The 19,435-nt window shown below is 62.8% G+C and carries 21 protein-coding genes; 9 read left to right on the forward strand and 12 right to left on the reverse strand.

Going from position 1 to position 19,435, the window contains the following annotated elements; all coding sequences use genetic code 11:
- Nucleotides 1-39: 39 nt before the first annotated feature.
- The 3 genes from QO034_RS11280 to QO034_RS11290 are packed head-to-tail and all read right to left on the reverse strand — an operon-like array spanning nt 40 to nt 3,148.
- Nucleotides 40-1,296: an ABC transporter substrate-binding protein gene (locus QO034_RS11280; RefSeq protein ID WP_284485637.1), complete on the reverse strand. Its 1,257-nt coding sequence runs from the start codon at nt 1,294-1,296 to the stop codon at nt 40-42.
- A gap of 38 nt (nt 1,297-1,334) precedes the next feature.
- Nucleotides 1,335-2,369: an ABC transporter ATP-binding protein gene (locus tag QO034_RS11285; RefSeq protein WP_284485638.1), complete on the reverse strand. Its 1,035-nt coding sequence runs from the start codon at nt 2,367-2,369 to the stop codon at nt 1,335-1,337.
- The gene (locus QO034_RS11290; protein ID WP_284485639.1) at nt 2,366-3,148 is read right to left on the reverse strand and encodes a DeoR/GlpR family DNA-binding transcription regulator; all 783 of its coding nucleotides are present in this window, start codon (nt 3,146-3,148) and stop codon (nt 2,366-2,368) included. The genes QO034_RS11285 and QO034_RS11290 overlap by 4 nt, the downstream gene beginning before the upstream one ends.
- Before the next feature lie 266 nt (nt 3,149-3,414).
- On the opposite strand from QO034_RS11290, the gene QO034_RS11295 reads away from it, so the two are divergent.
- The gene (locus QO034_RS11295) at nt 3,415-4,299 is read left to right on the forward strand and encodes an HAD-IIA family hydrolase (protein ID WP_284485640.1); all 885 of its coding nucleotides are present in this window, start codon (nt 3,415-3,417) and stop codon (nt 4,297-4,299) included.
- 335 nt (nt 4,300-4,634) lie between these two features.
- The gene (locus QO034_RS11300) at nt 4,635-5,270 is read left to right on the forward strand and encodes a TetR/AcrR family transcriptional regulator (protein WP_284485641.1); all 636 of its coding nucleotides are present in this window, start codon (nt 4,635-4,637) and stop codon (nt 5,268-5,270) included.
- A 36-nt stretch (nt 5,271-5,306) separates the two neighbouring features.
- Here QO034_RS11300 and QO034_RS11305 read toward each other — a convergent pair whose 3' ends face one another.
- From QO034_RS11305 to QO034_RS11325, 5 genes are read right to left on the reverse strand one after another with little or no spacing between them, the layout of a single operon-like run.
- Nucleotides 5,307-5,474: a hypothetical protein gene (locus QO034_RS11305; protein WP_284485642.1), complete on the reverse strand. Its 168-nt coding sequence runs from the start codon at nt 5,472-5,474 to the stop codon at nt 5,307-5,309.
- Nucleotides 5,471-6,358, reverse strand: coding sequence for an NAD(P)-dependent oxidoreductase (locus QO034_RS11310; protein ID WP_284485643.1), 888 nt, complete (start codon nt 6,356-6,358; stop codon nt 5,471-5,473). The genes QO034_RS11305 and QO034_RS11310 overlap by 4 nt, the downstream gene beginning before the upstream one ends.
- Nucleotides 6,358-7,884 (reverse strand): tripartite tricarboxylate transporter permease, encoded by a 1,527-nt coding sequence (locus QO034_RS11315; protein WP_284485644.1) that lies wholly within the window; start codon nt 7,882-7,884, stop codon nt 6,358-6,360. Before QO034_RS11315 ends, QO034_RS11310 begins: the two co-directional genes overlap by 1 nt.
- A 9-nt stretch (nt 7,885-7,893) precedes the next feature.
- Complete coding sequence (locus QO034_RS11320) at nt 7,894-8,325, reverse strand: tripartite tricarboxylate transporter TctB family protein (RefSeq protein WP_284485645.1); 432 nt, start codon at nt 8,323-8,325, stop codon at nt 7,894-7,896.
- The gene (locus tag QO034_RS11325; protein WP_284485646.1) at nt 8,322-9,293 is read right to left on the reverse strand and encodes a Bug family tripartite tricarboxylate transporter substrate binding protein; all 972 of its coding nucleotides are present in this window, start codon (nt 9,291-9,293) and stop codon (nt 8,322-8,324) included. Before QO034_RS11325 ends, QO034_RS11320 begins: the two co-directional genes overlap by 4 nt.
- A gap of 399 nt (nt 9,294-9,692) precedes the next feature.
- Between QO034_RS11325 and QO034_RS11330 the strand changes: the two genes are divergently transcribed.
- Together QO034_RS11330 and QO034_RS11335 are read left to right on the forward strand one after the other, a co-directional pair.
- Nucleotides 9,693-10,568, forward strand: a complete 876-nt coding sequence (locus tag QO034_RS11330) for a TIGR01459 family HAD-type hydrolase (RefSeq protein ID WP_284485647.1) — start codon at nt 9,693-9,695, stop codon at nt 10,566-10,568.
- Nucleotides 10,569-10,671: 103 nt separating this feature from the next.
- Entirely contained in the window at nt 10,672-11,115 is a 444-nt protein-coding gene (locus QO034_RS11335; RefSeq protein ID WP_284485648.1) for a MaoC family dehydratase, read from the forward strand.
- Nucleotides 11,116-11,379: 264 nt separating this feature from the next.
- Here the strand turns inward: QO034_RS11335 and QO034_RS11340 are convergent, their stop codons facing one another.
- Entirely contained in the window at nt 11,380-11,517 is a 138-nt protein-coding gene (locus tag QO034_RS11340; RefSeq protein WP_284485649.1) for a hypothetical protein, read from the reverse strand.
- A 56-nt stretch (nt 11,518-11,573) separates the two neighbouring features.
- Here QO034_RS11340 and QO034_RS11345 point away from each other — a divergent pair, with 56 nt between their 5' ends.
- Nucleotides 11,574-13,763 (forward strand): hypothetical protein, encoded by a 2,190-nt coding sequence (locus QO034_RS11345; protein ID WP_284485650.1) that lies wholly within the window; start codon nt 11,574-11,576, stop codon nt 13,761-13,763.
- Nucleotides 13,764-13,851: 88 nt separating this feature from the next.
- On the opposite strand, the gene QO034_RS11350 is transcribed toward QO034_RS11345, so the two are convergent.
- Nucleotides 13,852-14,217: a hypothetical protein gene (locus tag QO034_RS11350; RefSeq protein ID WP_284485651.1), complete on the reverse strand. Its 366-nt coding sequence runs from the start codon at nt 14,215-14,217 to the stop codon at nt 13,852-13,854.
- Between the two features lie 199 nt (nt 14,218-14,416).
- Here QO034_RS11350 and QO034_RS11355 point away from each other — a divergent pair, with 199 nt between their 5' ends.
- From QO034_RS11355 to QO034_RS11365, 3 genes are read left to right on the forward strand one after another with little or no spacing between them, the layout of a single operon-like run.
- On the forward strand, nt 14,417-15,349 hold the full coding sequence (locus QO034_RS11355; protein ID WP_284485652.1) for a bifunctional riboflavin kinase/FAD synthetase: 933 nt from the start codon (nt 14,417-14,419) through the stop codon (nt 15,347-15,349).
- The gene (locus QO034_RS11360; RefSeq protein WP_284485653.1) at nt 15,346-15,816 is read left to right on the forward strand and encodes a YcgN family cysteine cluster protein; all 471 of its coding nucleotides are present in this window, start codon (nt 15,346-15,348) and stop codon (nt 15,814-15,816) included. The genes QO034_RS11355 and QO034_RS11360 overlap by 4 nt, the downstream gene beginning before the upstream one ends.
- The gene (locus QO034_RS11365) at nt 15,816-16,862 is read left to right on the forward strand and encodes a threonine aldolase family protein (protein WP_284485654.1); all 1,047 of its coding nucleotides are present in this window, start codon (nt 15,816-15,818) and stop codon (nt 16,860-16,862) included. Before QO034_RS11360 ends, QO034_RS11365 begins: the two co-directional genes overlap by 1 nt.
- Here the strand turns inward: QO034_RS11365 and QO034_RS11370 are convergent.
- Nucleotides 16,859-17,671, reverse strand: a complete 813-nt coding sequence (locus tag QO034_RS11370) for an alpha/beta fold hydrolase (protein WP_284485655.1) — start codon at nt 17,669-17,671, stop codon at nt 16,859-16,861. The two genes, QO034_RS11365 and QO034_RS11370, sit on opposite strands and share 4 nt — an antisense overlap.
- Nucleotides 17,668-18,270 (reverse strand): 2-hydroxychromene-2-carboxylate isomerase, encoded by a 603-nt coding sequence (locus QO034_RS11375; protein WP_284485656.1) that lies wholly within the window; start codon nt 18,268-18,270, stop codon nt 17,668-17,670. Before QO034_RS11375 ends, QO034_RS11370 begins: the two co-directional genes overlap by 4 nt.
- 107 nt (nt 18,271-18,377) lie before the next feature.
- Between QO034_RS11375 and QO034_RS11380 the strand changes: the two genes are divergently transcribed.
- Nucleotides 18,378-19,397, forward strand: coding sequence for a ribose-phosphate pyrophosphokinase (locus QO034_RS11380; protein ID WP_284485657.1), 1,020 nt, complete (start codon nt 18,378-18,380; stop codon nt 19,395-19,397).
- The last annotated feature ends 38 nt before the right edge of the window (nt 19,398-19,435 follow it).

Genomic DNA, 19,435 nt, shown 5'->3' on the forward strand with positions numbered 1-19,435 from the left:
TGCGGACGCCCGGCCAGAACCGGACGCCCGCGGATTGGGTTATTGGTAGTCGCGCAACAGCCGTGTGGCCGCCGCCTGCGCCTCGGCCAGCGCGTCGGCAGGGGTTTTGCTGCCGGTGAGCGCGGCCTGGATGGCGTTGTTCAGCCCCTCGCGCACCCGCGCCGTTTCGAAGGTGGAGAATTCCGCCACCGCGTTTTCCAGCTGATTGCGCGCCACCAGCGCGGGCGGGAATTCCTGGGTATAGGTTTGCAGCGCCTCGGTTTCATAAGCGGCGGGCGAGACGCCCATGTAGCCGGTCCGGATCGACCAGTTCGCGGCCTGTTCCGGCGAGGTCATGAACGCGATGAGCTTGAGCGCCGCGGCTTTCTCTTCGTCGGTCGTGTCCTTGAAGACATAGAAGTTGCCGCCGCCGGTCGGAGACCCTTTCCTGACATTCGCCGGCAGCTCTGCCACGCCGAAATCGAAGCTGGCGTCGTTCTTCACCGCCGTCAGGTTTCCTGTGGAATGCCACATCATCGCGGTCTGCCCTTCAAGAAAGGCCTGGCGCAAGGTGCCCCATTCGACGGTGCCCTCGGGCATGATGCCATGTTCCGTCGACAGCGATTTCCAGAATTCGAGCGTGTCCACGACCGCCGCGTCGTCGAAATAGGTCGTCAACCCGTCGTTGGACATGACTTCCTTGCCGTTCTGGATCGCCAGGGCCTGGAACATCCAGTAGGGATAGCCGGTCGACGGGATCATCAGCCCGTAGGTACCATCCTTTGTCAACGCCTTGCCCATGCTGACCATCTCGTCCCAGGTGCTTGGCGGCGCCTCGGGGTCAAGGCCGGCCGCGCGGAACTTGTCCTTGTTGTAGTATGCTACTATGGTGGAGCGCTGGAACGGGATACCCCAGGTCTTGCCTTCGATCTGACCATTCGCCATCAGCGCCGGATAAAAGCTGTTCAGCCAGTCGTCGCTCACGCCGTCGATGTCGTCAAAGGCGACGATCAGGTCCTGTTCGATGAGGTCGTATGCATCGATCGAGAACATCACCGCAAGCTGTGCAGGTTCGCCCGAAGCCAGCGCGGACAGGGCGCGCACGCGGGTGTCGTCGTAGTTTCCCGAATAGATCGCGTTGACCTTGATGTCCGGATTTGCGGCCTCGAATTCGGCCACCATGCCGTCCACCACCTCGGTCAGCGCGCCGCCGACCGCGATGGGATAGTACATGGTCAGTTCCGTTTCCGCCGCCGCCGATGCGGCGATGGCGGTGGCCGAGATGGCGGCCAGGCCGATCTTGTTGAATGTGTTCATTTTTCTTCTCCGAGATGCGTCGTGTTTTGGGTCGGTCGTTAAGCAGATACCCCGGTCGGCTGCAAAAGCCGCAGGCCTCCTTCGTCAAAAAAGTGGAGATCCTCGTCGGCGAAGGTGATTTCCATCTCTTCACCGGTCGGGATGTGTTTCAGTCCGGGCATGCTCACCGTCAGACCGCTAGCCGCCGGGTGTGACAAACCGATGAAGGTTTCCGATCCGAGAAATTCGCATTCCGAAACATGGCAGGTCAGACGCCCGGTGCCCGGATCGGCCAGGCGCATGTTTTCCGCGCGCAGCCCGATCGTCGCCGCGCCAGGGAACCCCGGCAATATCCGGCCGTCGATCAGGGCCATCGGCGGCGCACCCACGAATTCGGCAACGAAGGTGTTGGCGGGCCTGTAATACAGATCCTCCGGGGCGCCGGTCTGCTGGATGCGCCCGTCTTTCATCAGGACGACCATGTCGGCCATGCTCATGGCCTCGGTCTGGTCGTGGGTCACATAGACGACGGTAATTCCCAGATCCACCTGAAGCTTCTTGATGTCCTTGCGCACAGAGGCGCGGAGCTTCGCGTCCAGGTTCGACAGCGGTTCGTCCATCAGGCAGAGCGGCTGGTTCGCGACAATCGCCCGCGCCAGCGCCACCCGTTGCCGCTGGCCACCCGAAAGTTCGCCGGGCCTGCGTGCCTCGTAGCCCAGAAGCCCGGTGATATCGAGGGCGCGCTTCAGTTTTTCGCGCCGTTCCGCCGCCGCGACCTTGCGCACCTTCAATCCGAAAACCACGTTCTCGGCGACGCTCAGGTGCGGGAAAAGGGCGTAGGACTGAAAGACCATCGACAGATTGCGCTCTGACGGCGCCGCCAGGGTCACGTTCCGCCCGTCGATCGTGATCTGGCCCTCGTCGGGAAGTTCGAGCCCGGACAGAAGCCGGAGCGTCGTCGATTTTCCGCAGCCGGACGGTCCGAGAAGCGCAACGAACGATCCGCGCGGGATCGAAAGCGAGATGTTCTCGACGCCCAGCTGACTGTTCCAGCGTTTGGCGACATTTTCCATGTGAACGAAGGGATCGGTCATTCCCCGTCCCTATCCTCTGCGTAGATGACATGTTCGCCAAGTCCCGCGACGAGGTCGGCAAAGGCGGGCGGAGGCGGATGGTCGCAGATCACCAGGTCGACGTCGGCAAGATTGCAGCCGGCCGCCGGGGCAAGCCGGCCGAACTTGCTGCTGTCGATGACCAGGATGGATTTCTGCGCGTTCCTGCGCATCTGTTCGGTGGCGCGCACTTCGGCCCGGTGAAACTCCAGCAATCCCCCGTCGGCGTCGATTCCGGCGGTTCCGAAGATCGCATATTCGGCCCGGTAGCGGGCAAAGAATTCGACCACCTCTTCGCCCACGAAGTCCCGGTCCGGCAGCCGGATGTCGCCGCCCGGCAATATGATCCGGTTGGACACTTCTTCGCTCAACGCGACTGCCGCGCTGAGGTTGTTGGTTATGACCGTCAGTTCCTTGCGGCGGTGCAAGGACCGCGCGACGCTCAGCGCCGTCGAACCGATCGAGATGAACAGGGTGGCCCCGTCGGGGACCTGCGCCGCGGCCACCTCGGCAATGGCCCGCTTGCCGATCAGATTGGTGCCGGCACGCTGATCGAAGGGCGTGTTCAACCGGCCCTCCGCCAGTTCGATGCGCCCGTGCGCGCGGCGCAGGCCTGTCCCGCGGCAAAGGATGTCGAGATCGCGCCGGATCGTCTGTGTCGATACGCCCAGCATTTCGGCAAGTGCCCCCACGCTCACGCCTCCCCGTTCCTGAACGACCTGCTGAATCAGGTCGCGCCGTCTGGTTTTCTTGGACGCCATCGAATCCCTGTCGTTTTGTTCATATGATGCACAAGTAAAGCTACATAACAACAAAATTTACTATCGTTTGTGGTTATGAATCCAACCGCTGTTCTCGACCATTCTTTTTACATAGTTGTTACAAAAGATTGCGCTTGTTTCCGATTTCCGGTCTGATTTCGGTTATGTCGTATTGTGCTTTTTTCTTCCATTTTGACATGCTCTCGCTACCATGGGCAAGAGCGGCGTCCCCAGGGCGCAATTTGAACAAGGGGCCGGCCAGATACATGGATGACGCTGTCAGCATTTTCGACCGTTACCAGGCCGTTCGGCACAGGCTCCCCAAGGCGCGGTGCGGCGCAGCGACGGTCGATGTGGAATCGCTTCTGGACATCGCGCCGGAAGTCGACGCCTTTGTCTTCGACGCCTTCGGAGTGCTGAATGTCGGGGAAACCCCGATTCCGGGTGCGGCAGAGCGGCTGGATCAGCTCCGCGCCGCCGGGCATATGATCCGGATCTTGTCCAACGCGGCCAGCTACGATCATGCCGGCGCCACAGAAAAATTCCGAAAACTCGGTATCCGGATCAGTCCGGATGAGATCGTCACCAGCCGTGACGCGGCGATCCGATGTCTCGGGCCGGGTCTTTGGGGATGCATCGCCGCCCCTGATGACGATCTTTCGGACATTCCGGCCGACACCATCCGGCTTGACGACGGTCCGGCAGAGTATGACCGGGTCGACAACTTTCTGTTCCTGTCCACGGAATCATGGCGGCCGGAACGCCAGGCCATGCTCAGAAACAGCCTGATGTCCCACCCGCGCCCGGTCGTGATCGCCAACGCCGATCTCGCCGCGCCGCGCGACTTCGGCTTCTCGCTGGAGCCGGGGCATTTCGGCCATTTGCTTGCCGATGACGGACTCGCCGATATCAGGTTCCTGGGCAAGCCGTTCCCGGAGGTTTACGAAATGGTGGAATCGTCCTTGGCCGGTGTTCCGCCCGAACGGATCGCCATGTGTGGCGACACCTTGCACACGGATATACTGGGTGCAGTGGCGCGGGGCTGGCGCACCGTTCTCGTGACTCGGGACGGCATGTTTTCCGGCATGGACACGCGTGGGTTCTGCGACCGATCTGCGCTTGTTCCGACGTGGCGCCTGCCGCGGATATGACGGGCGGACGCACCGCATCACGTCGTCGAACGGATCGGGCAGAGCAGCAGGAATGCATTGGGCCGTGAACCACTTCGCGTCCTTTGGAACCTTCAGGGAGCCCGGCCTATTGGCGGCGTATGGCGTTTCAAGAGACTTCGGAAGTAGGCGCTGAGATGCGCCGAAAGGCCGATACTCGTTACGTCCAACCCAACCCCAGCGACTGATAACACTCGTTGGTCTCGCGACCTTTCGACACCAATCATATGGGAATTGCCGAATATGATATCAACATTCTGAACGTAACGTAAGATAACAATGTTGACGAAATGGATTTGATCTGGGACACGGTTGCCATGAAACGGAATCCGCGCAGGCGTCCGGGTGGACCGACGCTGAAGGACAAGCAAAGCGAGGAAACCAGACGGAGGCTGATCGCGGCCGCGCGAGACCTGTTTGACGATTACGGTTATCATGCGGTCAGCGTCAGCGACATCGCGCGGGCTGCCGGTGTCACGCATTCGATGATCAACGTATATTTCAACTCGAAAGCCGGGTTGCTGTATCAGATCGTCAACGAAAGGATCGTCATCGACACCACCGCGGCGACAGAGATCGCCGCCCGGAGCGGCCCTGTCCGCGAACGCCTTGAAAGCATCGTGCGGGTGTTCGCGGAGCACGATCTGCGGGACCCGGAGCAACTGGCCGTGACGATGTCGTATTTCTGGACCTGGCCCGAGGAAACCGAGGCGGAGAACCAGCTTCAGATCGCGCAGGTTTTCACCCCGGTCAAAAAGGTTCTGTGCGAGGCCATCGCAGAAAGCAGTCTCTCGGCGCAGATTGATCCGGATGTCGCGCTTCGGGCGATTTTCGCTATCTACACGATGGGTCTGCGGGCCGGCGTGTACGGGAATGCATCGGTCGAGGATTGTGTTGCCGGGATCATGGCGCAGATCGGACTGTTGTTGCGGCTGCCGGCAGCCGGGTCCTGACCCGGACGCCCGGGCAGGGGAGAGACGGCGCCAGGCTCAGAATGGCGTGCCCCGGTCCGGAGGGATCCGCATCACCCCGCAACCGCCGTGCGACACGAACAGATTGCCGGACCCGTGGGCCAGCACCGATTCCGGCCGCCGCAGCCCGTGTCCGATGGTGCAAACGAAGGTTCCAGGGGCTTGGGTCAGGCCGCCCTGGATCATCGGCTCGCATTCCTCATGGGGGCCGCACGGAATTCCGCGCCGAGCAGTTTCTCGAACACCAGGATCATCGCGCCCTTGTCCTTGTCGCCATGTCCTTCGAGCAGGGCCCTTTGATAGGTTTCAGTGGCGGCATCCAGAACCGGGGTCGGGATTCCGCGCCGTGCCGTCAATTCGGCGCCGCTGACCAGATCCTTGTAGGCGTCGCGCATCGGATAGCCTTGCCTGAAATCGCCGTTCAGGACGTTGGGAAGGAAGAATTCGGACGCAAAGCTTCGTCCGGTGCCCGAATTCACCACCTGTTCCACCTGTTCGGGGTTCAGTCCCAGCCGGGTCGCCAGGGGCAGGATTTCCGCGAGCGCGGCGGCGTTGATGTCAAAGAGCAACTGGTTGACGAGCTTCATCAGCTGTCCGCTGCCGACCGGACCGACGTGCAGGATCTTGCTGGCCATGGCGGACAGGGCCGGGTGCAGCGTGGCGATGAGATCGCCGTCACCGCCGCACATCATGGTCAGGGTCGCGTCTTCGGCCCGTTTTCGCATGCCGGACACCGGCGCATCGACAAATCGCAGGCCAAGGGTTTCAAGCCGTTCGGCTAGGCCGCATGTCGCGTTGTATTCCGTCGTGCCGGTATCGATGACCACCGTGCCTTTCGCCAGCTTCCCGGCCAACCCGTCCGCGCCGAAAAGCACGTTTGTCACGATTTCCGCTGAGGGCAGGCAAAGGATCAACCTGTCGCATCCGGCCAGATCAGCGAGACCCGCCGCGCAGGTCAGCCCGGAGAAATCGCCATCGGTGGCGAAGGCCGTGACCCGGTGGGCGCGCGACAGGTTGCGGGCCATCGGCGCGCCCATCTGGCCCAGTCCGACAAATCCGAAATGCACCATCAGTCCAGTGCGCCCCCCTGGTGAGCCGGATCCGCCTGCCGCCGGCGATCGCGCAGCGACAGCCAGACGGACACGGCAAGGAACAGCGCCGTCAGGGCATAGAGCGTGACCGCGATCGGGCTTGCGACCAGGATCGAATAGTCACCGCCGGAAATCGACAGGGCGCGGCGCAGGTTGTTTTCCATGTCGATGCCCAGAAGAAGCCCCAGAACCATTGGAACAAGCGTGATGTCGAGCTTGCGAAACACATAGCCCAAGAGCCCGAAGCCGATCATCAGGTAGAGATCGAAATGCGAATTGCTGATCGAATAGACCCCGACGAAACTGATCGCGACGACCACCGGCAGCAAGGCCCATGTCGGCACCGTCAGGATACGGATGAAAATGCCGATCATCGGGATGTTGAGGATCAGAAGGGTAAAGTTCGCCATGTAGAGTGATGCGACCAGCCCCCAGACCAGATCGGGCTGTTTTTCGAACAGCAAGGGGCCTGGCTGCACGTTCAGCGTGATCAGCATCGCCAGCATGACCGCTGTCGTGCCGCTGCCCGGCACCCCCAGCGACAGCATCGGGATCAGCGCGCCGCCGGAGGCCGCGTTGTTGCCCGATTCAGGTGCCGCGACGCCGCGCGGATCACCCTTGCCAAAGGTGTTCCTGGCGTTGCTGATCTGCTTTTCGATCGTGTAGCTCATGACCGATCCCAGCGACGCGCCGGCCCCCGGCAGGATGCCCGCGAGAAACCCGATGACCGAAGCGCGCCCGGACGCGGGCAGGGTGTGCCGGATGACCGACCACCGCGGCATCCGGAAGCGGACGCGGAGGCCATCATTGGCCTGAACCAGCCGCTTTTCCAGAAGGATCAGGATTTCCGAGATCGCGAACAGCCCGACCAGCGCCACGATGGCGTCTACCCCGTCGTAGAGTTCAAAGGAATTGAAGGTGTATCTCGGAATGCCGGTCCCCGGATCAAGACCGATCGTGGCGATCATCAGCCCGATCAGCGCCGACAGCAGCGTCTTGCGCGGGTCGACTCCGGCGATGCCGCCGATGGTGGCGAAGGCCATGCAGTAAAGCGCGAAATAGTCCGCCGGTCCGAAATGGATCGCGGCGCGTGCCAGCAGCGGCGCGAAGAGCGTCAACCCGATGGTCGCGAGCGTGGCCCCTATGAATGACGCGACGCCGGAAATCGCCAGCGCATCGCTGGCCTGTCCCTTCTGCGCCATCGGGTAGCCGTCCAGCGTTGTCATGACCGCCGGTTCATCGCCGGGAATGTTCAACAGGATCGACGAGATCCGCCCGCCATACATGCAGCCGTAGTAGACCGCGCTGAGCAGGATCAGCGACGAAGTCGGATCGAAGCCGAAGGCGAAGGTCAGCGGGATCAGGATCGCGACTCCGTTCACCGGGCCAAGTCCCGGCATGGCCCCGATCAGGGTGCCGGCAAAGCAGCCGGAGACCAGCAGAAGCAGGTTCAGGGGGCTGACGGCTACGGAAAAGCCGTGCCCGAGCAGGCTGAGGGTTTCCATCTGTATTTCTTATCCGAACCAGGAGCCAAGGAGGTCGAGCGGCAATCCCAGAAGCCGGTCGAAGAGGACGAACAGGCCAAGGGACAAGGCGGCTCCGACGGCCAGGGACTGTGGAACCGGCCCGCCCATCAGCACCGCCAGCGCGGCGATCAACCCGAAGGTGGCGATCGGAAAACCGAGCTGCCCCAGGAACAGCACATAGAGGCCCATGACCGCCAGCGCCGCCGCCTGCCGCGCGATCCGGCGCGGTTCGGGCCAGGACACGGACCCGCTGGGCGCGATCACCAGGGAAGCGCTCAACACCAGCGCGATCAGGCCGATCATGGTCGGAAAAACGGACGGCCCCAGTATGTCGCCGAAATTCGCCTGGAACCCGCGGGCCTGCCACAGATAAAGCGCCGCGATCACGAAGATCGCGACGCCCATGAGCCGGTTGCTCATTCGATGATGCCGATGTTGCGGGAAACGTCTGCCATCGCCTTCTCCTGTTCGCGCACATAGGCTTCGAACTCGGATCCGCCGCGCCAGATCGGAACCAGACCGCTGCCGGTCGCCGCGTCCTGCCATTCGGCGGAGTCATAGACGGTTTTCAGCCTTTCGACCCAGCCGTCATATGTCTCGTCGGACACGCCGCCGGGGATGTAGAGACCGCGCCAGTTGTACCCGGTCACGTCATAGCCCTGGCTTTTGGCCGTCGGGATGTCCGGAAAAGCCGGGATCGGGTCGTCCGACAGGGCCGCGAGGATGCGGATATCGCCGGATTCCACGAAGCCCGCGATTTCGCCGAGATCGGTGGACACAACGTCGATCTGCCCGCCCATCATCTGCGTCACCGCATCGCTGCCGCCGTCGAACTGGACCCAGCGCAAGGCTTTCAGGTCTTCGAATCCGCCCGCCTGCGCGAGCAGCAGAAGCCGGATATGGTCCCAGCCGCCGGCGCTGCTGGAACCGGCCGTGACCACGGCGGACGGATCGGCCTTGATGGCGGCCATCAGGTCATCGATCGATTGCAGCGGGCTTTCGTCGTCGACCGCGATGACGCCGACATCGGCCCCCAGCATCGCGGCATAGCGCATGGTTTCAAGCGGCGCCGGATAGCGGCCCTGCGCGATCTGGGTGATGCCGACGGTCGATGTGGCGACGATCAGATCGGGGTCGTCGTTGCGCTCCGCGGCGACATAGGCGAATGTCACAGCCCCGACGCCCCCCGCCTTGTTCGTCACCTGGACCGTGCCGTCGACCAGGCCCAGATCCCCGAGAATCCGGCCGATGGACCGGCAGGTGAAATCCCAGCCGCCGCCCGGATTGGACGGTGCGATGCATTCGGTCGCCGCTGAAACCGGTGCGCTTCCCAACATCACGCCCGCGGCCAGGACCGAAGCCGCAATCAAACCATTTGTCTTCTTCATATTTTCCTCCCTGAGAAACCGAACGGTTTTTCTCCTGTCGCACATGCCGCGGTGTCGGCATGCCTGCGTGGGCACGTTAGCGGCAGTTTTTTCGTTGCGCCAGACGGGGATCCGGTTTTCTCCGGCGGCCTCGCGTCTTTCCGGGCCAACCTGCGGTTGAGGCCGGTCAGGCGATCAGGAACCTGTCGTCAAGGCTCACCGTTTCGATGTCGGCGAGGGCATCGGCATCGCTGGTCCGAAGATCGGTAGTGATCCAGAAACCGGCGGGCGCCTGTTGATTGAGGCTAAAGGGACGGATTTCGCAAGCGCGCCCGGCCAACAGCTTGAATTTCGCGCGATTTGGTGATTGCTGTTCAGCGATCAGCCGCGCCCATTCGCGCTCCGCAGAAAGAACAGCTCATGACCCAGATCATATCCGCGCTCGACGAGATCTCCGACCGCTACCAGGCCTTGTTCGTGGATCTCTGGGGCTGCGTCCATGACGGCGTCCGCGCCCTGCCGGACGCGGTTGCGGCGCTGCAGGCCTATCGGCGCGCCGGGGGCGGTGTGATCCTCGTGACGAATTCACCGAAACCGCGGGCGCAGGTGGCTTTGCAACTGACCGAGTTCGGCGTGCCGGATGATGCCTGGGACGCCATAGCGACTTCGGGCGACAGTGCGCGCGCCGCGATGTTTCGCGGCGTGGTCGGCGAGAAGGTCTGGTTCATGGGCCAGGAAAGCCGCGACGCCGCGTTCTTCGAGCCGATGGCGGTCATCGAAGACCCGGTGTCGATCACGCGGGTTCCGCTGGATCAGGCGGATGGCATCGTCTGCTGTGGACCGTTCGACCCGATGGCGGACCCGGCGGTGAACCGGCCGGAATTCTTGTATGCCAAGCAGAAGGGCCTGAAACTTCTCTGCGCCAATCCGGACATCGTGGTGGACCGCGGCGAGACCCGTGAATGGTGCGCCGGCGCGCTGGCGCGGCTCTATACGGAAATGGGCGGTGAAAGCCTTTACTTCGGCAAGCCGCATCCGCCGATCTATGACCTGGCGCGGCGGCGGATGATCGAGGCCGGGTTCCATGTGGCGGATTCGTCCGTTCTGGCGATCGGGGACGGGATCCATACCGATATTCTTGGGGCGATGGGCGAGGATATCGATTCCCTTTTCATCACCGGCGGGCTGGCCTCGATTGAAACCAAAACGTCGCACCAACCCGACGCGAATGCCCTAAGCGATTACCTCGAAAGGGAAATGTCCAATCCGACCTTTGCGATAGGTAAGCTTCGCTGATCTAATAAAAGCTTGCTTTTCTGCATCTGCAAAGTAATAAAGTTACAAACTTGGCCCGTATGGGCGTTGTAAAATTACTCTGCCGATGGCGAACGAGGACACCATGTTGGACAATCTGCCCCGCGGAACGATCTGTATCGAAGACATCGAGATGGGTATGTCCCGCTACCTGCGCAAGACGGTGACGGATCAGGATATCGAAATGTTCGCGCAGGTCTCCACCGATCGGAACCCGGTGCACCTGGACGACGATTACGCCCGCGACACGATCTTCGAGGGACGGATCGCGCACGGCATGCTGACGGCGGGCCTGATTTCGGCGGTGATCGGAGAACAACTGCCGGGACACGGGACGGTCTACATGGGGCAGTCGCTGAAGTTTCTGGCCCCGGTGCGGCCCGGCGATACGGTCTATGCCGAAGTCAAGGTCGTGGACATCGACATGGCCAAGCGTCGTGTCAAGCTGGATTGCCACTGTGCTGTCGATGGCAAGAAGGTGCTCGTCGGCGAGGCGATGGTTCTGGCGCCGAGTCGCAAGTTCGACTGATCCCGGTCTTTCCGGCGGCCCGCGCGTTTTCCGCTGCGGATGGCCGCGAAGTCACGCAATCGAAGGCGATTGCCCGCCTTGGGTGATCAACCCCTATGAGAATGTGCCGGAAGTGTGTTAACCTTCTTGCATTTTTCAGAACATGGTGCCGTTGATACAGGCGATGACCTACGCGACATTGATTTGGCCGATTGCGGTTTTCCTGTGTAGTGCTCCTTCCTACGGTGCAGCCCAGGGAGAGACTCCGGACAATCCTGCCGCCGTTCAGCCCGCCCAGCCGGCCGATCCGCCGCCCGCCCCCGTGACCTGCAAGTGGAACGGCGTGGCCGCGATACCGGATCCGAACTGCCCAGGCACACGCCAGCGCCGCGTCCTGTCCTGTTCGGACGGCTCCGAAGGCATGGGGAGCTGCCTGCAATGACAAGTTTTTTGCCCGCGGGCGGAGTAGGGCGTTCTGCATGAATGAAAAGCTCAAGTCATTGCTGGAACGGATCGAAGCGCTGCTTGCCGCGATCCCCTTTTTGCGCACGGTTTTCACATTGGCGCTGGTCATTCTGTTGCTGGTCAACATCTGGCCATGGATCCAGAGACTGCCGCTATGGCCGATCACGACCAAGGGGCACATTTTCGTCGAAAGCCCCGAAATCTATACACGTGAACGGCTGGTCAATGATCGCTACAGCCAGGCTTTCTGGCTGGAACAGCAGTTGCGGAAACTGGACGAGGCCACGAATTTCACCGCTGTGAACCGCGATCTCGCGCTCAAGCTGACCGTGGGCACGGGTGGGGAAGCCAATCTGCCGACGCTGACGCAACTCTCGACGCCGCCGTTTCAGCATGAATACGAGATCCGTTCGGCGCTGCGGGCGCGGATCCGGCAGGCGCTGCTGGAAAACCAGCTCGACGACCGGCACGATCTGACCGGGAACTCGGTCTACGGATTGAAATTTGACACATCCGTGATCCCGGGCACCAACACGCGGACCAGGGCATATGTTCGCGTCCGGGTCGTGCCGCCGGAACAGCCGGGTCCGGAACTGCTGCCGGATCTGCTGAGCCAGAGCCTTGACGAATTGCGCAGCGACACGCCGGACAACAAGTTCAGGCATTTTCCCGAGCATTACGAGAATTGGATCGCCAGCATCGAATGGCGTCTCAATTCCTACCTTGCCGACATACCCGAATACGACGACCGCGAGGCGGTCTGGCCCTGCATCAAGGGGGAACTGTCAGACGGCCAGAAGGAACTGACCCGGAAAATCCTGGCCGAAGCGCTGGCAAAGGTGCTCGCCATCGACGAACGCAAGGTGGTCTTTCCGGATCAGCTTTTTCCCGAGACCCCGGATGGCGGCAAATTCGGCGCGAACGAAAAATTCGACCTGCCGGAGCCCTGGAAGCGCTATCTGCAAGTCGCGTTCGTGCACAACGACACCTGCCGGAACTGGAAACAGTTCGAAGTCAGCCCGTTGCGGCAGTATTTGCTGATCACCGAGGATGCCGAGATCGGCAAGCTGGATGATGTGCAGCAGGGCGAATTCTCAAAAGCCTATTTCCAGAACACGCGGCAGGGCCTGACCGATGCCGACGGCGCCGAAACGACATATGTTATTTCCAGCCAACGGACCAATCCGGATGGCAAGCCCTGGCCCAGCCGGGAAGAATTCGAAGGACTGAAGCTTCAGTTCAAGCTGGATGGAACGTCTCTGGCCAAGCTGATATCGCATTCCGCCGCCTACGACCGCTGCATCGCGCCCCTGGATTTGCCGGCCAGCGCGGAGGATTGCGCGGCGACCGGGAAATCCATCGCGGTCGAGGTCGGCATGTACAACTTCGCGCAAAAGATCCTTGACGCGGATTCCTATCTTTACACGGTGTTTCCGAAATCCGACGTTTCGGGGGTTCTGGAACGCAGCCTGATGTCCAGCGTCATGGGGCTGGACATCACCGGCGGGCAGGGCAGCCTGTCGTCGAGCTCTGCCGAGGCTGCAAGCCAGCTGGTGGCGTCGCAACTGAGCTTTTCGGACGAGGAGGTAAGCGGCGAAATCGTGTTCGGCTGGATCGTCGGTTCGGAAGGCGTGCAGCAGCCCGTCCAGAAATCGCAGTTTGTCCTGCTGTCCTTGCCGGCGCACCTGCCGTTGCTCAACCTGCAACTGGACACGGGATGGCTCGATCGCAATTCGGCCTTCCATCCTGACAAGACCGGCATGACGATGAATGTTGCCCTGCCTCCGGATTACGAGGCGTTCGACACTCTGATAAGCGGATCAAAACGCTATGGCCCGGCGATTTTCGACCGCCTCATGGAACGCAAGAGCATCCATGCCTGTCGGTCGGCATCCATTCTCATCCCCGGCGCCCGGCTGTGGCGGTCTTCGCTTGTCACCCTGGCCGGTCAGCCCGCGGATCAGATCTCGGTCATGCCGAACATGCGGGGAATAATCGCGCATTACAAACAGGTGCCGCCGTTGGAATCGGGCGCCGCGCTGCTTCAGGTTTGGACCAGCGAGGGAAGCGACAGGATCGACGACCGGGTGACGATCATCAACGAAGGATCCGACGATTGCCCGCCAAATCCGGCTGCCGGTCAGGAACCCGCCGCCAAAGACGCGAAATCGGAAGACGCCGACCAAACCGTTTCGAAAGATTAGCGGTTTCGGCAAATTGCAACGTCAACCATGCCGCTGAGACCCCGCGCGCGGCGTCGGCAGGCCGGCCCGCACGGGTCCGCAACTCGTCCTACCAGACGATGACGCCCTTTTTGGATCCGGGGCATTCGCATGACGCGCCGACGGGCTGTGCCGCGACATAACAGATCGACCCGTCCGGGATGCGGCATTTGTTGCTGTAGGATTGGGCCAGGTCAGAGGAAAGCCCCCTTGTCTTCGGCATCGGTTCCGGGGCGGTCCCGGCTTGCGGCGCCACGCGTGCGGGCGCGGCCTGCGGTTCGATCCGAAGCGGTTCGATCGGCGCTGTTTCCATCGCGGTAGAGGCGAGTTTTGCCGCGCCGGACGTAGAGAACGGGGTTTCACCGCCGGTCCAGGCAAATCCCAGTCCCGCAGCCACCAGTCCCGCGACAGCCAGCAATATTGCTCCACGCACCACGATATCATCCTTTCCATTCGGTCCAATCAATCATATCGCATCGACCGCAAACGGTCATCACGCAAAGCCGATTGTCTGTCGAATAGGTAAACAATTGCCGACTTCCTGCCACAGTGGGAATTTTTCCCCGGCTTTCCCCGGCTGGCCGGTCGCCAAGCGGGGTCTTGCGCCTCTGGCCGCGGGTCGCTACGCCTGCGCCATGCGGATCATTCGGGATCATCGTTTCGTCACTTGGCAGGATCGCGGGGCCAGCGCCGCCATCGGCAATTTCGACGGTGTCCATCTGGGGCATCAGTCCGTGATCGGGCTTGCCCGCGAGGCGGCACCGGACGCGCCTCTTGGCGTGCTGACCTTTGAGCCGCATCCGCGCGAGTTCTTTTTCCCCGATGCGCCGCCGTTTCGCCTGATGAGCCGGCAAGCGCGGGCCAGCCGTCTTGAAAAGCTGGGAGTGGAGATTCTTTATGAGATCGCCTTCAACGCGTCCCTGGCGGGATTGAGCCCGCGCGACTTCGCGCAAACCGTCATACATGACGGGCTGGGGCTCACCCATGTCGTGGTGGGCAGCGATTTTCGTTTCGGCAAAGGCCGCGCCGGGCAGGCCGCGGACCTGGTGCGCTACGGGGCCGAAATGGGGTTCGGAGTCACCGTCGCCCCGCTGCTCGAAAAGGCCGAGAACACCGTGTCGTCGACCGCCATCCGGCAGGCCCTGACAGAGGGGCGGCCGCGCGACGCCGCGGCCATGCTGGGCCATTGGCACCGGATCGAAAGCAAGGTGATCAGCGGGGAACAACGGGGGCGTGACCTGGGGTTCCCCACCGCGAACATGTCGATTGACGGCATTCATCCCCCGGCCTTCGGCGTCTACGCGGTGCTGGTGGACGTTCTGGATGGCCCGCACAAGGGAAGCTATCACGGCGCGGCTTCGATCGGAGTGCGCCCGATGTTCGGTGAGAACCGCCCGAACCTTGAAACCTTCATCTTCGATTTCGCTGGCGATCTCTATGGGGCGACCCTGTCCGTCGGATTGGTCGAATACCTGCGCCCGGAACGGAAACTCGACAGCCTGGATGCGCTGATTGACCAGATGGGGGCCGATTGCGACCGTGCCCGCGTCATTCTGGGCGCGCTATGACGGACCCGATCAAGCGGACGGGGCTCGCCAGGCGGTTCTGGGAACACAAACCCCTGGACAGGATGACCCGGCAGGAATGGGAAGCCCTGTGCGACGGCTGCGGCAAATGTTGCCTGAACAAGCTGGAAGACGAGGACAGCGGAGAGGTCGCACTGACCCGCGTCGCCTGCCGCCTGCTCGACGATACGACCTGCCGCTGCGCGCAATATGACATCCGCCACCAGTTCGTGCCCGAGTGCATCGTTCTGAGGCCCGACAATCTGGACAGCCATGCCTACTGGATGCCGGCGACCTGCGCCTATCGCCTGCTTTGGGAAGGCAAGCCGCTGTATGGCTGGCACCCGCTGATCTCGGGCACGGCGCAGTCGGTGCATGATGCCGGGGTTTCGGTCCAGGGCTGGACGGTGCCCGAATTTGAAGTTCCCGAAGAAGAATGGGAAGATTACGTGATAGAGGAGCCGACCTGATGTATTTCGCCTCTGACAATTCCGGGCCGGTGCATCCGCAGGTTCTCGCGGCGCTCACAGAAGCCAACGACGGATATGCCATGGCCTATGGCGCCGATGCGCTGATGGAGGAAGTCCGCCAGCGCATTCGCGACATTTTCGAAGCGCCCGATGCCGCCGTCTACCTGGTTGCCACGGGAACAGCCGCAAATTCGCTGGCGCTGGCGACCCTGATGCAGCCCTGGCAGACCGTGTTCTGTTCCCCGGTCGCGCATATCCACGAAGACGAGTGCAACGCGCCCGAGTTCTTTACCGGAGGGAGCAAGCTGACCCTGGTGCCGGGTTCGGACAAGATGTCGCCCAAGGCGCTGCAAGCGGCCATCGCGAAGGAAGAAAACCGTGGCGTGCACGGTCCCCAAAGGGGGCCGGTATCGATCACCCAGGTCACGGAACGCGGTTCGGTCTATTCCCTGGCGGAATTGCGGGCCCTTTCCTCGGTCGCCCGCGAGCGTGGGTTGCCGGTGCACCTGGACGGCGCGCGGTTCGCCAACGCGCAGGCGGCGCTGAACTGTTCGGCGGCGGAGATGACCTGGAAGTCCGGGGTGGACGCGGTGTCTTTCGGCGGCACCAAAAACGGGCTGATGGGCGTCGAGGCGGTGATCTTCTTTGATCCCGGCAAGGCGTGGGAATTCGAACTGCGCCGCAAGCGGGGGGCGCATCTGTTCTCAAAGCACCGCTACCTGTCCGCGCAGATGGCGGCCTATCTGCGCGATGACCTTTGGCTGACGTCGGCGCGGGCAGCCAATGCCAACTGTGCCCGCCTGGCTGCGGGACTGCGGGCGGCGGGGGCGGATTTCCTGCATTCTCCGGATGCCAACATGATCTTCGCGGCCTTCCCGCGCGCCGCGCACCGGCGCCTGCGCGACGCGGGCGCGATGTATCACATCTGGGACGGGGGGGTGATCGAGGGCGACGATCCGGACGAGATGATCGCGGCCCGGCTGGTCTGCGACTGGTCGATCAGCGGAGATCAGATCGACCGGTTCCTGGCGCTGATCCGGGGTTAGAGCGGGGTTCTCGCGAACAGGTCCCGGACATGCCGCGCCGTTTCCTGCGGGTGCGAGATCGGCAGCATGTGCCCGGCGCCCGGAACGATGCGGTTGTCGGCGCCGGGAATGCGCCGCGCAAGCCCGTCGTTGATGATGCCGATGACCGGATCGGTTTCGCTGCCGCGCAAAAGCAGTGTCGGCAGGTTCAGTCCCTGCAACCGTCCCGGCGCCAGCAGGTCGGCGCGGTCTGCGAACAGCGCGGCGTCGCAAAAGGGGACGACATGGATGCCACGGGTCATCGCGGCGCGGGTCGCTTCGGGCAGATCGGGCCAGCGCGGGCCGCCATGACTCCATTTGCGGTTGAATAGCCGGGCGGCCAGGGCCGCGTCTCCGCTGGCGAGCGCCTCCCAGGCTGGCGCGGCTTCGGCCTTGTGGCGTTCGACCGCTTCCGGGCCGTCCTCGATCGCCACGGCGAAGAACACCGGTTCGATCATCGTCAGGCTGCGAACGAGGTCAGGGCGTTCGACCGCGAGCCGCAGCGCCACGGCCGCACCAAAGGAATGGCCGATCACATCCATGCGTTCCGTCAGAAGCGGCAGGATGGCCTCGACGAGGCGGTCCTGGAAATCGCCTTCGCCGTCCCAATCCGGGCTGCGCCCGTGCGACAGCATGTCGGGGGCGAGGAAGCGCGCGTCGCTGGCCATCGCGTCCGACAGCCCGCGCCAGGCGCCGGAATGCGCGATGGTGCAATGCAGGGCCAGAATCCTGCGGGCGCCGTGCCCGATCTCGCGGTGAAACAGCGGCTGCTTCGGAAGGTCGTTGTTCACGCGGATGTCCCGGCGAGATGCGCATCGAGATCCGCAAGGCGGTCCTGTCCCCAGAACTTTTCCCCGTCGCCGGTGATGTAGAACGGCGCGCCGAACACGTCGCGTTCGACCGCTTCTTCGAGGTTGGCGGCATAGGTTTCCGCGCCCTGCAACAGTCCGCTGTCGGCCAGCGCCGGGTCGAACCCGGCGGATTTCAGGCAAGCGCGAACCACTTCGTCCTGCGCGATGTCCTTGTCTTCGGCCCAGCAGGCGCGCAGGAACCCCTGCACCAGCGCCCCCACGTCGCCGCCACCCGCATCCTGCGCCGCGATCACGGCGTAGGAGGATGGGGCCGGATTGGTGGGCCAGTGCGCCGGAGACAGGTTGAACGGCATCCCCAGCTTGCGGGACTGGCGGGTCAGTTCGATGGCGCGATACGCCTGCCGGGCCGGGTGGCGCTGAGGCACCGGCGTACCGCCCGTGCGCCCGAACAGGGCAATCAGGTCCAGGGGCTTGTATGTCACCGCCGCGCCATGCTTCGCGGCGATCCGTTCCAGCCGGTCGCCGGCCAGATAGGCATATGGCGACAAGGTCGCAAAAAAGTAGTCGATTGTCGTCATTTCCCGATTTCTCCCCGCCAAATTCTTTGCGGGACGGTAAGGCCATGCTAAGCGGTGTCAACATCACGAATCTGTCACAGTGGCCCAGCAGGCCGGGAACTCATCGTATGCCGACATTGACCGAACCCAAGCTGATCGCCGGGAATGCCAACCTGCCGCTGGCCACGGCCATCGCGAAACGCATGACAATGCACCGGGGCATCCATACCGGGCTGGTCGATGCGCGGGTCGAAAGGTTCAACGATGGCGAAATATTCGTCGAGGTGTTCGAGAACGTGCGCGGCGAGGATATGTTCATCATCCAGCCCACGTCCAATCCGGCCAATGACAACCTGATGGAACTCCTGATCATGGCCGATGCGCTGCGCCGGTCTTCGGCGGCGCGGATCACCGCCGTGCTGCCCTATTTCGGCTATGCCCGGCAGGACCGGCGCACCAAGGCGCGGACCCCGATCTCGGCCAAGCTGGTGGCCAACATGCTGGTCGGCACCGGAATAGAACGGGTGCTGACGATGGACCTGCACGCGGCGCAGATCCAGGGCTTTTTCGACATTCCGGTGGACAACCTCTATGCGAGTCCGGTCTTCGCGCTCGACATCAAGACCCATTTCCGCGACAGCATGGACGACCTGATGGTCGTGTCGCCGGATGTCGGCGGGGTTGCCCGCGCCCGCGAACTTGCCAAGCGCATCAATTCACCGCTGGCCATCGTGGACAAGCGCCGCGAAAAGGCGGGCGAAGTGGCGGAAATGACCGTGATCGGCAACGTGCAGGGCAAGATCTGCCTGATCGTGGACGACATGTGCGACACGGCCGGCACGCTCTGCAAGGCGGCCGAGGTGCTGCTGGAAAACGGCGCCAAGGAAGTCCATTCCTACATCACCCACGGCGTGATGAGCGGCCCGGCGGTCGAACGGGTGACGAATTCGGTGATGAAATCGCTTGTCATCACCGACACGATCCAGCCCAGCCCCGCCGTGCGCGGCGCGCCCAACATCCGCATCGTGCCGACGGCGCCGATCTTCGCCCAGGCGATCCTGAATATCTGGAACGGCACGTCGGTGTCTTCGCTGTTCGAGGATTCGACCCTGAACCCGATCTACGAGTCGCTGTATTCGGCGGCCTGAGAGCGACAATAGACGGCGGTCGCGCCTCTGTCCGCAGG

The sequence above is a fragment of the Sedimentitalea xiamensis genome, assembly GCF_030164465.1.
In the GTDB taxonomy this organism is placed as follows: Bacteria; Pseudomonadota; Alphaproteobacteria; order Rhodobacterales; family Rhodobacteraceae; genus Sedimentitalea; species Sedimentitalea xiamensis.

Excerpts from the sequence above, each read along its gene's own strand:
- QO034_RS11290 (WP_284485639.1), bottom strand. The coding sequence starts at position 3,148 with ATGGCGTCCAAGAAAACCAGACGGCGCGACCTGATTCAGCAGGTCGTT.
- QO034_RS11305 (WP_284485642.1), bottom strand. The coding sequence starts at position 5,474 with ATGATCCAGGGCGGCCTGACCCAAGCCCCTGGAACCTTCGTTTGCACC.
- QO034_RS11360 (WP_284485653.1), top strand. The coding sequence starts at position 15,346 with ATGACGGACCCGATCAAGCGGACGGGGCTCGCCAGGCGGTTCTGGGAA.
- QO034_RS11380 (WP_284485657.1), top strand. The coding sequence starts at position 18,378 with ATGCCGACATTGACCGAACCCAAGCTGATCGCCGGGAATGCCAACCTG.
- QO034_RS11330 (WP_284485647.1), top strand. The coding sequence starts at position 9,693 with ATGACCCAGATCATATCCGCGCTCGACGAGATCTCCGACCGCTACCAG.
- QO034_RS11340 (WP_284485649.1), bottom strand. The coding sequence starts at position 11,517 with ATGCCTTCGGAGCCGTCCGAACAGGACAGGACGCGGCGCTGGCGTGTG.
- QO034_RS11325 (WP_284485646.1), bottom strand. The coding sequence starts at position 9,293 with ATGAAGAAGACAAATGGTTTGATTGCGGCTTCGGTCCTGGCCGCGGGC.
- QO034_RS11335 (WP_284485648.1), top strand. The coding sequence starts at position 10,672 with ATGTTGGACAATCTGCCCCGCGGAACGATCTGTATCGAAGACATCGAG.
- QO034_RS11310 (WP_284485643.1), bottom strand. The coding sequence starts at position 6,358 with ATGGTGCATTTCGGATTTGTCGGACTGGGCCAGATGGGCGCGCCGATG.
- QO034_RS11345 (WP_284485650.1), top strand. The coding sequence starts at position 11,574 with ATGAATGAAAAGCTCAAGTCATTGCTGGAACGGATCGAAGCGCTGCTT.
- QO034_RS11320 (WP_284485645.1), bottom strand. The coding sequence starts at position 8,325 with ATGAGCAACCGGCTCATGGGCGTCGCGATCTTCGTGATCGCGGCGCTT.
- QO034_RS11365 (WP_284485654.1), top strand. The coding sequence starts at position 15,816 with ATGTATTTCGCCTCTGACAATTCCGGGCCGGTGCATCCGCAGGTTCTC.
- QO034_RS11280 (WP_284485637.1), bottom strand. The coding sequence starts at position 1,296 with ATGAACACATTCAACAAGATCGGCCTGGCCGCCATCTCGGCCACCGCC.
- QO034_RS11300 (WP_284485641.1), top strand. The coding sequence starts at position 4,635 with ATGAAACGGAATCCGCGCAGGCGTCCGGGTGGACCGACGCTGAAGGAC.
- QO034_RS11375 (WP_284485656.1), bottom strand. The coding sequence starts at position 18,270 with ATGACGACAATCGACTACTTTTTTGCGACCTTGTCGCCATATGCCTAT.
- QO034_RS11355 (WP_284485652.1), top strand. The coding sequence starts at position 14,417 with ATGCGGATCATTCGGGATCATCGTTTCGTCACTTGGCAGGATCGCGGG.
- QO034_RS11295 (WP_284485640.1), top strand. The coding sequence starts at position 3,415 with ATGGATGACGCTGTCAGCATTTTCGACCGTTACCAGGCCGTTCGGCAC.
- QO034_RS11285 (WP_284485638.1), bottom strand. The coding sequence starts at position 2,369 with ATGACCGATCCCTTCGTTCACATGGAAAATGTCGCCAAACGCTGGAAC.
- QO034_RS11315 (WP_284485644.1), bottom strand. The coding sequence starts at position 7,884 with ATGGAAACCCTCAGCCTGCTCGGGCACGGCTTTTCCGTAGCCGTCAGC.